This is a genomic window from Nonomuraea thailandensis (genome assembly GCF_024172165.1).
Lineage (GTDB): Bacteria > Actinomycetota > Actinomycetes > Streptosporangiales > Streptosporangiaceae > Nonomuraea > Nonomuraea thailandensis.
In genome coordinates, this window is the sequence record NZ_JAMZEB010000002.1 from 9,500,358 (window position 1) to 9,513,724 (window position 13,367).

General features: G+C 70.0%; 13 protein-coding genes. 6 read left to right on the forward strand and 7 right to left on the reverse strand.

All coding sequences use genetic code 11. The annotated features are described in order from the left end of the window. Nucleotides 1-145 precede the first annotated feature (145 nt). The gene (locus HD597_RS47650) at nucleotides 146-496 is read left to right on the forward strand and encodes a hypothetical protein (RefSeq protein WP_253753454.1); all 351 of its coding nucleotides are present in this window, start codon (nucleotides 146-148) and stop codon (nucleotides 494-496) included. Nucleotides 497-515: 19 nt separating this feature from the next. Here the strand turns inward: HD597_RS47650 and HD597_RS47655 are convergent, their stop codons facing one another. The 3 genes from HD597_RS47655 to HD597_RS47665 form a co-directional block, all read right to left on the reverse strand. Next, nucleotides 516-1,418 (reverse strand): glycoside hydrolase family 16 protein, encoded by a 903-nt coding sequence (locus HD597_RS47655; protein ID WP_253753456.1) that lies wholly within the window; start codon nucleotides 1,416-1,418, stop codon nucleotides 516-518. 162 nt (nucleotides 1,419-1,580) lie between these two features. Continuing rightward, nucleotides 1,581-2,258, reverse strand: a complete 678-nt coding sequence (locus HD597_RS47660) for a GAP family protein (protein ID WP_253753458.1) — start codon at nucleotides 2,256-2,258, stop codon at nucleotides 1,581-1,583. Next, nucleotides 2,251-3,243: a SulP family inorganic anion transporter gene (locus tag HD597_RS47665; protein WP_253753468.1), complete on the reverse strand. Its 993-nt coding sequence runs from the start codon at nucleotides 3,241-3,243 to the stop codon at nucleotides 2,251-2,253. The genes HD597_RS47660 and HD597_RS47665 overlap by 8 nt, the downstream gene beginning before the upstream one ends. 160 nt (nucleotides 3,244-3,403) lie before the next feature. On the opposite strand from HD597_RS47665, the gene HD597_RS47670 reads away from it, so the two are divergent. Then, nucleotides 3,404-5,209 carry an alkyl/aryl-sulfatase gene (locus HD597_RS47670; RefSeq protein WP_253753476.1) on the forward strand — a complete coding sequence of 602 codons (1,806 nt, stop codon included), beginning with the start codon at nucleotides 3,404-3,406 and terminating at the stop codon, nucleotides 5,207-5,209. Between the two features lie 55 nt (nucleotides 5,210-5,264). On the opposite strand, the gene HD597_RS47675 is transcribed toward HD597_RS47670, so the two are convergent. Then, complete coding sequence (locus tag HD597_RS47675; protein WP_253753478.1) at nucleotides 5,265-5,729, reverse strand: DUF6114 domain-containing protein; 465 nt, start codon at nucleotides 5,727-5,729, stop codon at nucleotides 5,265-5,267. Continuing rightward, nucleotides 5,720-6,316 carry a DUF6230 family protein gene (locus HD597_RS47680; protein ID WP_253753480.1) on the reverse strand — a complete coding sequence of 199 codons (597 nt, stop codon included), beginning with the start codon at nucleotides 6,314-6,316 and terminating at the stop codon, nucleotides 5,720-5,722. Before HD597_RS47680 ends, HD597_RS47675 begins: the two co-directional genes overlap by 10 nt. Nucleotides 6,317-6,448: 132 nt before the next feature. On the opposite strand from HD597_RS47680, the gene HD597_RS47685 reads away from it, so the two are divergent. Beyond that, nucleotides 6,449-6,655, forward strand: a complete 207-nt coding sequence (locus HD597_RS47685) for a hypothetical protein (protein ID WP_253753482.1) — start codon at nucleotides 6,449-6,451, stop codon at nucleotides 6,653-6,655. 22 nt (nucleotides 6,656-6,677) lie between these two features. Here HD597_RS47685 and HD597_RS47690 read toward each other — a convergent pair whose 3' ends face one another. Next, a complete protein-coding gene (locus tag HD597_RS47690) occupies nucleotides 6,678-7,274 on the reverse strand; it encodes a TIGR03086 family metal-binding protein (protein WP_253753484.1) in 597 nt (198 codons plus the stop codon). 352 nt (nucleotides 7,275-7,626) lie between these two features. Between HD597_RS47690 and HD597_RS47695 the strand changes: the two genes are divergently transcribed. Beyond that, the gene (locus HD597_RS47695) at nucleotides 7,627-8,862 is read left to right on the forward strand and encodes an FxsB family cyclophane-forming radical SAM/SPASM peptide maturase (RefSeq protein WP_253753486.1); all 1,236 of its coding nucleotides are present in this window, start codon (nucleotides 7,627-7,629) and stop codon (nucleotides 8,860-8,862) included. Next, a complete protein-coding gene (locus HD597_RS47700; RefSeq protein WP_253753488.1) occupies nucleotides 8,862-10,175 on the forward strand; it encodes an HEXXH motif domain-containing protein in 1,314 nt (437 codons plus the stop codon). Before HD597_RS47695 ends, HD597_RS47700 begins: the two co-directional genes overlap by 1 nt. Here HD597_RS47700 and fxsT read toward each other — a convergent pair. Then, nucleotides 10,172-12,706 (reverse strand): FxSxx-COOH system tetratricopeptide repeat protein, encoded by a 2,535-nt coding sequence (fxsT, locus tag HD597_RS47705; protein ID WP_253753490.1) that lies wholly within the window; start codon nucleotides 12,704-12,706, stop codon nucleotides 10,172-10,174. The two genes, HD597_RS47700 and fxsT, sit on opposite strands and share 4 nt — an antisense overlap. Before the next feature lie 264 nt (nucleotides 12,707-12,970). Between fxsT and HD597_RS47710 the strand changes: the two genes are divergently transcribed. Beyond that, a complete protein-coding gene (locus HD597_RS47710; protein WP_253753492.1) occupies nucleotides 12,971-13,159 on the forward strand; it encodes an FxSxx-COOH-like cyclophane-containing RiPP peptide in 189 nt (62 codons plus the stop codon). Nucleotides 13,160-13,367 lie beyond the last annotated feature (208 nt).

Sequence of the window (13,367 nt, forward strand, 5' to 3'; positions counted from 1 at the left end):
CATCGTCGCGGCGGCGCGCCCGCCACGCTCGCGGCCGCCCGGCCGGCGGACGACACCGCCATCCTCCACGACGCCCTGGCCTGGGCGTCCCGCCTTGGTGTGGACACCGGCGACAGTGTCCACGTGACCGGCGGCTGACGGCGTCATGGGGGCGTGGGTCCATGTCCGAGGCTGGCTGGAGTTCCAGGACTCCGGCCAGAGACGCTCGTTCGAGCGCATCCTCGGCGGCGCGCCGGACCCTGGCTGGGCCTTCCCCCAGGGCGGCTGGCTCGACGCCGTCTGCTACGCACGCGCCGTCCGCGCGCAGCACGTCGGTGACCTGCTCGACGTGATCCGGCAGGCCGCCGCGCTGCCGGCCGCCGACGCGGACGACGACCGCGTGGTCGGGCTCTTCCTCGTCTCCCACGAGGAGGGCGGCCGGAGCGAGTGGCAGGTGCGCGACGGCCAGGTGCACATCGGCCCGGCCGACGCGCGCCACGACTACCTCGACCGGTGAGCCGCCGAAGGGTGGCGTCCTACCAGTTACGAGTCCGGCCGACCCACACGTTGCGCGCCTGGAAGGTGGTGTTGCCGGAAGGGCCGGGCTGCTGGCTCCAGAGCGGATCGTTCACGTCGACCTGCGACGCCCAGGAGCCCATCTGCAAGTTCATGATCAGGTGCTGTGGGATGCCGGCCCAGCCGACGCCCCGGTGGGTGACCTTCCAGCCGTCGTTCTCGCCGTAGTCGAAGTAGTAGTCGAGGATGACGTCGTCGCCGTCCTTCTCCATCCAGAGCCGGTAGCGGTGCCAGGTGCTGGGGTCGTGGCCGCTGAGCTCGTGACGCTCCGCGGGGTCGTTCTCGCCGGCCTCCTTGGTCCAGGTGTTGAACAGGTTCGTGGAGTCGCCGACGTACTCGAGGATGTCGCTCTCCGGAGGCCAGTTCGGGGCGATGCCGGTGGTCCAGAAGGCCGGCCAGATGCCGAGACCGGTCCGGGTGCGGAACTCGCCCTCGATGTCGTACTCGGGGAACTGGTCGTCGACGAGGATCGGCTCCTTGGCGTGGATGGCGCCGGAGTGGTACCAGAGCGGCGCGTGCGGGGGGCTCGCGCTCTGCCCGTCGGGCTGGCTCAGCCGGGTCGCCGTCAGGGTCAGCACGCCGCCGGACAGCGTGACCTTGCTGTTGAGCATCTTGGCGGCGCCGTTGTGGGTGTTGCCCCAGGGGTAGCCGTAGTTCCATTCCTGGGTGAAGGCCGTGGTGCTGCTGAAGGAGGACTTCTCGATGATGTTCTCCCAGGTGGCCGCGCTGCGGCGGGCGCTGCCGGCCGTCCGCGACGCCGCCCGGGCCTCGGCCGGGACGAGCGAGAGCCCTAACAGGCCGCCGGCGGCCGCCGCCGAGCCCATGGTGATGAGCTTGCGGCGGTTGATCGTTCCCTCGGACATGCGGTCCTTTCTCTCGGACGGGTGCGAGCGGCTGCGGGGTCGGTCGCGCTCGCGGGGAAGGCCCCCACGGTCATAATGATCGCTTTCACCTCCCCGCGTAGGCCGATTCGCGATCACCCTGGGCTGTGACAGGCTGAAGGCCGATCCGGACGGGCCGGCTGTTCAGGACAGGAGGCCGCGCAGCCCCTTGGCCAGGAACAGCAGGCCGAAGACGGCGATGAGGAGCAGGGTGAGTGCGCTGTTGTGCAGGATGAGCCACGCGCGCAGCCGTGCCAGCCGTTCCTCCCCGCCCTCACGCATCGTCAGAACGTACGGCGCCAGCACCCCCACACTGCCCAGAACGACGAAGATCGCAGCCAGCACGGCCTGCTGAAGCGGCGACAGAGGCACCCGCCCGGCCGTGACCGCGCCCCCGACCAGCGCGGCCAGGTTGACCGGATTGGCCACGATCAGCGCGGTCGCCACCCCGGCGATCTTCGGCTTGGTCATGGCGTCCATGGCCACGATCCACCGCGGCACCCGCGGCGCCTCCCCGGCCGGACGCCGGGCCGCCCTGCGCGCCCCCGCGAACACGACCGCCAGCAGCACCAGCCCGATGACCAGCACCAGGCAGGAGAGCCACGCGGGCTGCCCGCCGTGACCCGCGGCCCCGAGGGCGCCCAGCAGCGCGGTGAGCGCCAGCAGGACGAGCCAGCTCACCACCAGCCACGCCAGCTCGAACACCGTCGCCTTGGCCCGCCCGCCCGTGCTGACCAGCAGCGCGATCACGGCCACCACGGGAAAGGGGGAGACGATGAGGCCGAGCGTGTAGGGCAGCATGTCGGCGAAGGCTTCACCCACAAGACTCCTCCTGCTGGAACGCCGCGGCGGCGGCCTGGTTGGATTCGTGGAAGGTCAGACCGGTCAGCCCGTAGTGCGCCGGCAGCCGGCGGACGCCCGTCGTGGCGCGCGAGACGGAGAAGCCGACGCCACGCTCGCGCAGCAGGTCGGCGACCTGGCGCAGGGCCTGCGCGCCGGTGGTGTCGACGTCGCTGATCGCCTCGGCGTCCAGGACGACGTGCCGCGCGCCGCGGTCGGCCAGCGCCTCGATCTCGCTCTTGAGGGTGCCGGCGTTGGCGAAGAAGAGCTGGCTCTCGAAGCGGTAGACGACCGCCACCACGACCGCGCAGACGGCGCCGGGGACGAGCGCCGCCCACTGCCCGAGCGAGATGCCCGGCCAGTGCGGGGTGGGCAGGGCGGGCGCGATCCGGCGCAGCAGGAGGATCACCGCGATCGTGCACGAACCCACGACGACGCTCCACCACTGCGACTGAGGGAGCTTGGTGACGATCTCCCACAGCTCCGGGAAGAAGCCTTCGGCGCTGGTGTGGATGCCCAGGATCTTCTTGATCTGGCTGGTGAGGATCTCGACGGCCAGGCCCGCGATGAAGCCGACCAGCACGGGCTCCGACAGGAAGCTCGCCAGGAAACCCAGCCGGAAGGCGTAGAAGAGCAGGAACACGGCCGCGCACACCAGCGCCTGGGCGTAGGCCGGCTCGACGTACTGGGGGCTGCCCGGACGGACGGCGAGCGCCGCCAGCAGCGAGGCGATCAGGGCGGCGATCGGCGCGTCCGGGCTGGCCACGAGCTGGCGCGACGAGCAGCACAGCGCGAAGACCGGCATCGGCAGGATCGCGGTGTAGAGGCCGACCACCGGCGGCAGCCCGGCGATCTGGGCGTAACCGATGTTGAGCGGAATCGCCAGCGCGGCCAGCGTCACGCCGGCGGTGATCTCCTTGCCCAGGTCACCCCGCCGGACCCCGCGAAGCCCCGCCGCGAACGTCACAGCAGCCCTCCGATCAGTACAGCTCCGGGACCGTCACCGGGGGGGCGCGCACGCGGCACATCCGGCTTGTTCCCTTTACGGGACGACCTCCGCGCCGGCCATGCCCATTCTTTGGCCTTCTCTGGCCTTCTTCTCAGGCGCTGCTGGGCAGCACCGTCGCATGGCAGACCTTCCCTTTCACGATCGGGCGGACTTCGACGACGCCGAGCGCGGCTTCATCGCCAAGCTGTCCCCCGCCCTGATCAAGGCAGCCGACGGCAAGGTCGTCTGGGACAACGACTCCTACGCCTTCCTCGACGGCGAGTGCCCGCAGAGCGCGCACCCGAGCCTGTGGCGGCAGGCGCAGCTCTGCGCCAGGCAGGGGCTCTTCGAGGTCACCGAGGGCATCTACCAGGTACGCGGCCTCGACCTGTCCAACATGACCCTCGTGGAGGGCGAGCGCGGCGTCGTCGTCATCGACCCGCTCGTCTCCACCGAGTGCGCCGCCGCCGCGCTCAAGCTCTACCGCGACCACCGGGGCGACCGGCCGGTCACCGCCCTCATCTACACCCACTCCCACGCGGACCACTTCGGCGGCGCCCGCGGCGTCATCGACGGCACGGACGTCCCCGTCATCGCGCCCGCCCACTTCATGGAGCACGCCGTCTCCGAGAACGTCTACGCCGGCACCGCCATGAACCGCCGCGCCGCGTACATGTACGGCCAGCACCTCCCCCACAGCCCGGAAGGGCAGCTCGGCTGTGGCCTGGGCATGGGCACCTCGGCCGGCACCGTCTCGCTCGTCCCGCCCACCCTGGACGTCACCCGCACCGGCCAGGAGGAGACGATCGACGGCGTCCGCGTCGTCTTCCAGCTCACCCCCGGCACCGAGGCCCCGGCCGAGATGAACTTCCTCTTCCCCGACCGGCGCGCCCTGTGCATGGCCGAGAACGCCACCCACAACCTGCACAACGTCCTCACCCTGCGCGGCGCGCTGGTCCGCGACACCCGGCTCTGGTCCCGCTACCTGACCGAGGCCATCGCCCTGTTCGCCGACCGGGCGGACGTCGCCTTCGCCTCCCACCACTGGCCCACCTGGGGCAAGGAGCGCATCGTCACCTTCCTGTCCCAGCAGCGCGACCTGTACTCCTACCTGCACGACCAGACCCTGCGCATGCTGAACCGCGGCATGACCGGCAACGAGATCGCCGAGATCATGCAGCTCCCGCCCGCCCTGGAGCAGGCCTGGCACACGCACGGCTACTACGGCTCGGTCAGCCACAACGTCAAGGCGATCTACCAGCGTTACCTCGGCTGGTTCGACGGCAACCCCGCCCACCTGTGGGAGCACCCGCCCGTCGAGCAGGCCCGCCGCTACGTCGAAGCCTTCGGCGGCACCTCCGCCGTCGTCGCCCTGGCCGGCCGCTACGTCGAGGAGGGCGACCTGCGCTTCGCCGCGACCCTGCTCAACCACGCGATCTTCGCCGACCCGGACGACTCCGCCGCCCGGCGGCTGCTCGCCAAGGTCTACACCCGCCTCGGCCACGGCGCCGAGAACGCCACCTGGCGCAACTTCTACCTGACCGGCGCCGGCGAGCTGACCGAACGGCCGTCGAAGCCCGCCACCAGCACCGTCTCCCACGACATGCTCAAGGCGCTCACCGCGGAGCAGGTCTTCGACTCGCTCTCCATCCGCGTGCACGGCCCTGACGCCTGGAACGAGCGCTTCGCCATCGACTGGCACCTCACCGACAACGACGAGCACCACCGCACCACGATGTCCAACGGCGCCCTGATCCACGAGCGGAGCCCGTCCGGAGACGGCGCGGACCTGACGCTCCGGCTGACCAAGGAACGCCTGATGAGCCTGCTCGCCGGTGACGGCGACGCCGCCGACCTCGACCACGACGGCGACCTGACCGTCCTGCAACGGCTGACCGCCGTCCTGGAGGAGCCCACGCCGGACTTCGCCATCGTCACACCCTGACCACCGCTCACCTGACCCGCGCCGGACTTCGCCGTCGTCACGCCGTGACCACCGCTCACCTGATCCGCGCCAGAGCCGCGATCGCCTTCTCAGCGCAGGTGCGTACGACGGCGAACGCGCTGCGGACGCTGACGGTGTCGACGCGGTTCTCCGGCCGGCTGTCCGGGGTCCAGGCCACCGCCAGCATGCCCCCCAGCAGCCCCAGGACCATGCCGACCAGAAATCCGCCCAGGTTGGAGTAGACGAAGGAGGCCATGGAGAGCACCACGGTCACCAGGCCGAGGAAGACCCGCTGGGCGGGTTGCAGCCAGACGAGCACCCCGGCCATGACCATGACCAGCGCGATCAGGTAGCTGACCCCGACCGCGCCGAACATGACGGCCACCGGCAGCGCGTCGAGCGCGAGCGGGATGCAGAGCAGCTCCGTCCCCGCCGCCACGATGAACAGCCCGCCCCAGAACGGCCGCGATCGCCGCCAGCTTCCGTCCAGCGCTCCGGGCCGGATCCGTCCTAGAAGCATTCGCTCTCCCCCCGCACCACGTCGAGGCCGAGGTCGGGGAGGCTGAACGTCGCCGCCGTGGCGGCCCGCGGGCTCAGCCTGACATTGCGGAGGGTCACCGCCGACGCCTGGCTGCCGAAGGTCCCGGCGGGCCCTCCGAAGCCCGGCACCTGGTCCAGGGTGGCGGCGTCACGGCCCAGCTCCAGGTCGCGGATGGAGGCTCCCGTCCGCCCCGTCTCCAGGTCGATCACCAGGTTGTCGATCGTCACCACGTTGCCGGCCCGGCCTCCGGTGAGCCGGATCGTGATCGTGCCCACGGGTGTCCGCACGAGGGCGCTCTGGCACAGGTCGGTGACCACGGCACGGCGGATGCCGGTCGAGATGACGGGTATCGTCCGGCCCTTCCTGGTCTCCACGACGCCGCCGGCCAGCGTGAAGCCCTGGCCGCGCAGCTCACCGACGGCGAGCTTGAACGCGTTGCCCGAGACCACGAACATGGCGCCGATGACACCCTGAGCCGTGGCGCCGACCAGCAGCGACGTCAAGGCCGCGACCGGAGCGAAGATCAAGCCGAAGCGCTTCCACCGCACGCGTCCCTGCTCGGCCATGGCTCGGCTCCCACCCTTCGGCTACTCAGACCAGGCCGGTGAATCATCACGGACAGTGACAGTCGGCCTATTGATGAGCATGGGCGACATCCATGGCGTCCGTCGACATACTCGCCGGGCACAGCGGCGGTCATGACCTGCGACTGGGCAAATTTGCCCGAACACCAGGAGACACGTCACCCGAACCGCAACCTGGCCGTTCGCGCGCTGTCCGCCTGGGACCACGCCACGCTGCCGCCCGTGGCGCGAACCGCCGTGGCGGCGGCCCTGCGCGCAGAACCGGACCCCGCCGTACGCGAACGCTTCGAGCGCCTGCACGAGGCGATCGCCCCACGTTGACATGCGGCTCCGGCGGGTCGCCTCAGGCGGTCCAGCGCGGGTCGCGGCCGAGGTAGCGCAGCAGCACGGCCACGTCGTCGTCGCCCTCCGCCTCGGGCAGAACCGCGGCGTAGGCGCCCCAGGCCCGTACGGGGTCGACGATGACCTGAGCGGTGGGCATCAGCGCCCGCGCCAGCTCCGGGGAGAGCGGCGAGGGCTGGCCGGTGGCCATGGCGATGTCCCATGCGTGCACGGCGGCGTCCAGGGCGCAGGCGCCCACGGCGAGGCCGGCCGGGAAGGAGTGCGGGGGGATCGGGGTCGGCACGGCGTCCGCGTCGTGGGCGATGGTGGCGAACGCGGCGGCGGAGGCCCGCATCGCCTCCTCGGCGACTTCCACAGGGTCCCCGGCCAGCGTCCCGGAGGGGGCGAACGGGTCCTCGCCCGGGCCGGGGCCGCCGGTGATCGCGGCGGCGAAGCCGACCTGGTCGCCGGCCGCGTGCTGCAGCACCTGGGTGACGTTCCAGTGCTCGCACGGGGTGGCCCAACCCCAGCCGGAGGCTTCGACGCCCGCCACGGCCGTGCGCAGGGCGGTGTGGGCGTCGTCGAGGATCTTCCAGTGGGTGCTGGCGTTCTGGCTCATCGTGCGTCCTTTCCAGGTACGGGGGGCCGCGGCGTCCGGCTCCCCGTCCGTCGTGTCGTGCCTCCACTATACCAGAACGGAATGTTCCATTCCAATATCTGAAGCCGATGCTCCCCGCCGGGTCCTGTCCGGCCGCGGCGCGGCAGCACACCGCCGCCGACGCTCCGGGGACGGCAGGACCCGCTCGACAAACATGGAAACGTCACGCGATGTGCCGACCAGGTCAAACCCGTACATCACTTCTGTGGACGCAACCGATTCGCTGGTTGCTTGTTCTCGCGGACACATGGATAATCCGCCCAGGTGGTATGGCGCAGCGCAGCGCTCGGATCTTACCGATGGAGCTGATTGCGTGGCTATTGGCGTTCAGTCAGGGCCCCCCGCCGATACGAGCGAATGGCCGCTGAACCTCGATGTGAAAGGTTTGCTGGAGATCGGCTGGCGACCGACCCCCTTCCGGCAGTTCATTCTCAAGATCCACAGTCGGTGCAATCTCGCCTGCGACTATTGCTACGTCTATGAGATGGCCGACCAGAGCTGGCGGCGGCAACCACGGCGGATGGCCCGCGAGACGATCGACGCGGCCGCCCTGCGCATCGCCGAGCACGTCCATGACAACGGCCTGTCCCAGGTCGAGGTCATCCTGCACGGCGGCGAACCGCTGCTCGCCGGCGCCGACCACATCCGCTACGCCGTGACCGCGCTCCGCGCGGCCGTCGATCCGGCGGTCGACGTCTCGGTTCTCCTCCAGACGAACGGCGTGCTGCTGGACACCGTGTTTCTCGACCTGTTCGACGCTTTGGACGTGTCGGTGGGCGTCAGTGTGGACGGTGACGCGGAAAGTCACGATCGGCATCGGGTGCGGGCCAACGGCACAGGCAGTTACGCGGCCGTCCGCACCGGGCTGGAAAAACTGACGTCACCGCGATACCGGCATCTCTTCAATGGCGTGCTCAGCACCATCGACCTACGCGGTGACCCTGTCACCACGTACGAATCCCTGCTGCAATTCGCCCCGCCCACCATGGATTTTCTGCTGCCGCACGGCAATTGGGACTTCCCGCCTCCGGGGTTGTCTCCGCACGGCGCGGCCACCCCGTACGCCGACTGGCTCGTCGCCCTCTTCGACCGCTGGTACGGCGCCCGCAAGCAGGAGACGCACGTCCGGCTGTTCTCGGAGATCATCCGCATGCTGCTCGGCCAAGCCTCGCGTACCGAGGCGATCGGCCTGTCCCCGGTGACGGTCGTGGTCGTGGAGACCGACGGCAGCCTGGAGCAGGTGGACTCGCTGAAGGCGGCCTACGAAGGAGCCGCCGACACGGCCATGCACGTCGCCAGGGACGCGTTCGACGCGGCGCTGCTCCATCCGGCCATCGCCGCCCGTCAGCTCGGCAGCCGGGCGTTGTCCGCCGAGTGCACCGGCTGCGACGTCAAACGGATCTGCGGCGGAGGCCTGTATCCGCACCGCTACCGCTCGGGACGAGGCTTCTTGAACGCATCGGTCTACTGCCGGGATCTCTTCCGGCTCATCACCCACATCCACCGGACTCTCGCCAACGACGTCGCCATGCTGCGGAAGGGAAGTTGATGGATCTGGACCGGCACGTCCTTCCCGACAAGGTGTTCAACGCGCTGGCACAGGGCGGCGGCGGCACGGAGGCAGTAGGCCATCTTCTCTCGGCCCAGTACAGCAAGCGCCTGCTCCTACTGCGCGGGCTGCGCAGCGCTGTGGGCACTGAGGCCGTGAAGCGCTCCTACGCCATGCTCGCCCGGATCCAGCAGCATGACCCGCGGGCGGTCGGCGCCGTGATCCGCTACCCCACGATGACCGCGTGGGCGCGGCGCGCGATCCTCAACGGACCCGACGACCATGGCGACGTGCTCGAGCTGGCCTCGCTGGTCGCGGCCGCGGCCGTCCGGGCGGGCTTCCCGGGCGAGTTCCAGGTGACGGCCGTGAACGGCATGGTGATGCTGCCGTCGCTCGGGCGGGCGGCGGCACCGGGCGATGACGGCCCCGCCGTCGTACGGGTCGAGGAGGGGGGAGCGGTCGTCACCGCGGGCAGGACCTCCGTCCGGATTCCCGCCGATCCGTGCGACGACGCTCCGGGGTGGCAGGGGCTGCGCCGGCTGACCGCCGAACACCAGGGGGTCGGGGTACGTTTCCTGCTCGACGACATCGACCCCGACCGCGTGCCGGGGGCGGAGGTCGCTCCGACGAGGCTGAGCCCTGAAGAGGTGGCGCAGTGGCGGGCGACGCTGCGCGCGGCGTGGGAGCTGCTCGTCCGGCACCACTGGACGGCCGCACAGGAGATCGCCGACACCATCACGGTCCTCACGCCGCTGGCCGGCCCGAAGGACGGCGTGTCGAGCGCCACGCCTTACCAGGCCCTCGGCAGCGTCGGGCTGTCGATCCCGCCGGATCCCCAGCTGTTCGCAGTCACGCTGGCGCACGAGGCGCAGCACACCAAGCTCACCGCGCTGCTCGACATGGTCGCCCTGACGAGGCCCGACGGCGGCCGGCGTTTCTACGCCCCCTGGCGCGACGACCCGCGTCCGATCGCAGGCCTGCTCCAGGGCGTCTACGCGCACCTCGGCATCGCCGGATTCTGGCGCCGGCAACGCGTCCACGAGGCCGGCGCCGCGGCCCTTCGCGCGCACACTGAATTCGCTCGCTGGCGCGACGCCGCCGCCTCGGCCGCTCAGGTCATCGCGGGCAGCGGCCTGCTCACCCAGGCGGGTGAGCAGTTCGTCGCCGCGACAAGCCGGACACTGAACGACTGGTCTCGCGAACCGGTGCCGGACGACGCCCGCTCGGCGGCCGGACAGGCCGCCGACGACCACCTGTCCGCATGGCGGCGGCGGAACGGGGAGCCCGGATCAGTCCCCGGCCCGCAGGTCTAGATCGGCGGCGGGTCGAAGTCGAAATCGAGGTGGCGGCCCTCGCTCGCCACCACCGCGTCCAGATGCTCGAGCGTCAGCGTCGCCGCGTAGACGTCCATGGTCCGCTCCAGCAGGGAGGTTCCCTCGTCCTTCCTGCCGATCGCGCACAGGTCCGCCGCCAGGTTCGCGGCGCAGCCCAGCGTCATGGGGTGAGAGTCGCCGAGCACCTTCTGCGCTCGCCGCAGGGTGTCCTGGCCCAGCTCGCAGGCCTCGTCCAGCTCTCCTAGCGCGGCGTGGTCGGAGGCCAGGTTGGCGGCCACGGTCAGCGGATAGTGGTGATCGCGCCCCATCTTGGCCTCAAGACCGGCAAGAGCCTTCCTGTCCATCTCCCGCGCGGTCCGGAGGTCGCCCTTGACGCGATGCAGGAGTGCCAGGTTCCCTGTGCAGCCGTAGTTGTACGGGTGATCGCCGCCGTACACCTTCGGATACCGGTGCGCGGTGTCGGCGGCGAGTTCGAAGGCCAGATCCGTGTCGCCGATCGCCCGCTGGATGTTGGACAGGCAGATCGCGGCGGCCAGCGTGTCGGGGTGTTCGAGCCCGAACAGCCGCACGTAGCGCGTGTGCACGTCCACGGCGATCTCCAGTGATCTGCCGTATTCGCCCGCGCGGCGCAGGGCGACGGACAGTTCCTTGGCGGCGCGGAGGGTCCAGGGGTGCTCTCCGCCCAGCTGGTCCATCCCGTACGAGTACGCGTCCTCCCCGAGGTCGCACGCCTCGGTGTAGTCGCCACAGAGCCTGACCGCCCGCGCGAGACCGCTCATGGAGCCGAGCATGCCCGCCCTGGTGATCTCCAGCCCGGGCACCCGCTGCCCGCGGTAGGCCCGGTCATGAAGCTTGCGGGCCTCCTGGTAGTCACTGATCAGGGCGTAGTCGAGCGCGAGGCTGTTGACGACCTGCAACGTTCGTGGAGCGCCCATGCCGAACACCGCCTCGTGCCGCAGCAGCGAGTCGCTGTCGTGGTCTCGGGCCTGGAGGAACTCGCCCCGGGCGCGAAGGTCGGCGCCGATGCCGTTGACGAGCACCAGGGTGTCCTCGTGGTCCGGGCCGGCCGTGCGCCGCATGTACTCCAGAGTGGTCCTGTCGAGCTCGTACGCCTCGCCGTACTCGCCCAGCTCCCGCAGGATGCTGCCGAGCTGGCTGCGGGCCCTGAGCACGTCGATGTCGTCACTGCCGGACTCCTGGCCCCACTGCTCGACCAGGCGCTTGGCGGTGTCCTGGGCCGAGGCGTAGTTGCCCGACGCCCGCAGGTATCGCAGCAGGCGGAGCGCGAACTGCCGGACCGCCGGCGAATGGCTGGAGGCCACGCCCGCCGAGGTCGCGTGCGCGAGCAGTTCGAGGTATCGGGGCCAGGTCGCCGGGCTCTCCGGGTTGGGCGCGGCGGCTCCGGCGAGGAGGGCGTGCACCTCGGCTCGGATCCGCTTGTGCGTCTCGATGTCGAGCTCGTCGCGCAGCAGCGCCTGGATCAGGCGGTGGACCTGGATGGTGCGGGAGGTGTTGTCGACGCGGACGAGGGCGTAGCGGCCGAGGCTTCCGATGGCGCGGCTCAGCCGGAGCGGGTCGGCCACCACCTCGGCTATCACGGGCCGGATCGCGTCGTCGTCGACGGGCGCGAAGACCTCGCGCGGAATCGGCTCGGGCCCGAAGAAGGCGCAGCAGCGCAGCAGCTCGACGGCCTCGGGCAGGTTCTCGGTGAGCTTGGCGACCGACAGCGCCCACGCCGCGGTCATGGACACGGGGTAGTCCGTCGGCTTCTTCTCGCCGAGGAGCTGACTCGTGCGCTCGGCCAGCAACTGCAGATATTGCTGCACAGGCATGCCGGTCTCGGCCTGCAGCGCACCCGCCTGCTCCAGAGCCAGCGGAAGGTCGCCCAGTTCGTCGGCGAGCCTGCTGGCGTCCTCTCCGTCGATCGCCTTGCGCACGCGCTTCTTCAGGAACTCGATGCTCTCGCTGCGCGAGAACACATCGACGGCCACCGTCTCGACCACGCCTTCCCAGCGATGGTTGCGCGAGGTGATCAGAACGTGACCCGGCCCGCGCGGGATGACGTCGTTGATGTCCTCCGGCTCGTCGGCGTTGTCGAAGATGAGCAGCCACCGCGAATAGGGCTCGCCCCGTTGCAGGGCGCCCAGCACCGCGTTGGCCGCGTCCTCGATGCCGGTCGTGGTGGCGGACGGCACGTCGAGGTGGGGCGCCAACTGAGCGAGCGTCGATCGCACCAGATCGGGCTGGTCGGAGGGGACCCACCAGACCACGTCGTATTCCGATCGGTAGCGGTAGGCGTACTCCACCGCCATCTGGGTCTTGCCGACTCCGCCGAAACCGTGCAGGGCATGGGGCACGACCGCGGTGATCTCCCCCATGATGCCGTTGCGGAGCCGCTCCAGCAGCTCCTCGCGCCCCGTGAAGTTCTTGTTCTGGGGCGGGATCTTGCCCCAGACCTTGGGAAACCTTCCCGACGGTCGTATCGTGCCAGTCGATTGTGAAAGCGTCATCCGCCCCGCCTCCGCCTTCGATCCTCGCGACGTGTCATTCGTGAGCCGCCACGCCTCCGATGCGACCACGCAGATAATCGGCAGCCACTATTTCCTTTTTCGGCCGTGCCGCAACCCGTCGCGCTTCGAAGCGTCACCCTGAGAGGGGATCACAATAGCGTATGGGATGATCTGGAAGATGGGTAGGCGGGCGTCTATACTGCTCATGCTAATCGATTCTTGTAATCGAATGAGGATGCCGGCGAGGGTGGCTGAGGAGGGCACATGGGGCCAGAATTCACGTCCCACCTGGCTGATCATGTCGAGCTGATCGATGTGTCCGACTTCACGCTCGACGACCTCGAACGACTGGGCGATTCGGTCGTGGAGCAGGCGTTGCGCGACGTTCTCGATTCTCCGAAGCGAAACGGGGACATCAGCGCCGGATTTCAGCAGTCGACACAGCGGCCGTAGGATCTCGCGGCTTGCCGGCCGCGGCGGGATCCGGCCCGGTCGGCTTCCGGCGTCCGCGTATATGGCCTACCCTGGAAGCAGACCCGCCAACAGTGCGTCGCATTCGTACAGGGACGCCTTCTCCATCTCGACATGATCATGTTACTGCGGCCAGCAGAGGCTTCAACTGTTACGATCGGATGCTCGCATGTCGGATCACGGAAACCTC

What these genes read in the sequence shown, in the direction of transcription:
- HD597_RS47650 (WP_253753454.1), top strand. Translation starts at nt 146, where the DNA reads ATGGGGGCGTGGGTCCATGTCCGAGGCTGGCTGGAGTTCCAGGACTCC.
- fxsT (WP_253753490.1), bottom strand. Translation starts at nt 12,706, where the DNA reads ATGACGCTTTCACAATCGACTGGCACGATACGACCGTCGGGAAGGTTT.
- HD597_RS47710 (WP_253753492.1), top strand. Translation starts at nt 12,971, where the DNA reads ATGGGGCCAGAATTCACGTCCCACCTGGCTGATCATGTCGAGCTGATC.
- HD597_RS47655 (WP_253753456.1), bottom strand. Translation starts at nt 1,418, where the DNA reads ATGTCCGAGGGAACGATCAACCGCCGCAAGCTCATCACCATGGGCTCG.
- HD597_RS47680 (WP_253753480.1), bottom strand. Translation starts at nt 6,316, where the DNA reads ATGGCCGAGCAGGGACGCGTGCGGTGGAAGCGCTTCGGCTTGATCTTC.
- HD597_RS47675 (WP_253753478.1), bottom strand. Translation starts at nt 5,729, where the DNA reads ATGCTTCTAGGACGGATCCGGCCCGGAGCGCTGGACGGAAGCTGGCGG.
- HD597_RS47700 (WP_253753488.1), top strand. Translation starts at nt 8,862, where the DNA reads ATGGATCTGGACCGGCACGTCCTTCCCGACAAGGTGTTCAACGCGCTG.
- HD597_RS47690 (WP_253753484.1), bottom strand. Translation starts at nt 7,274, where the DNA reads ATGAGCCAGAACGCCAGCACCCACTGGAAGATCCTCGACGACGCCCAC.
- HD597_RS47685 (WP_253753482.1), top strand. Translation starts at nt 6,449, where the DNA reads ATGACCTGCGACTGGGCAAATTTGCCCGAACACCAGGAGACACGTCAC.
- HD597_RS47670 (WP_253753476.1), top strand. Translation starts at nt 3,404, where the DNA reads ATGGCAGACCTTCCCTTTCACGATCGGGCGGACTTCGACGACGCCGAG.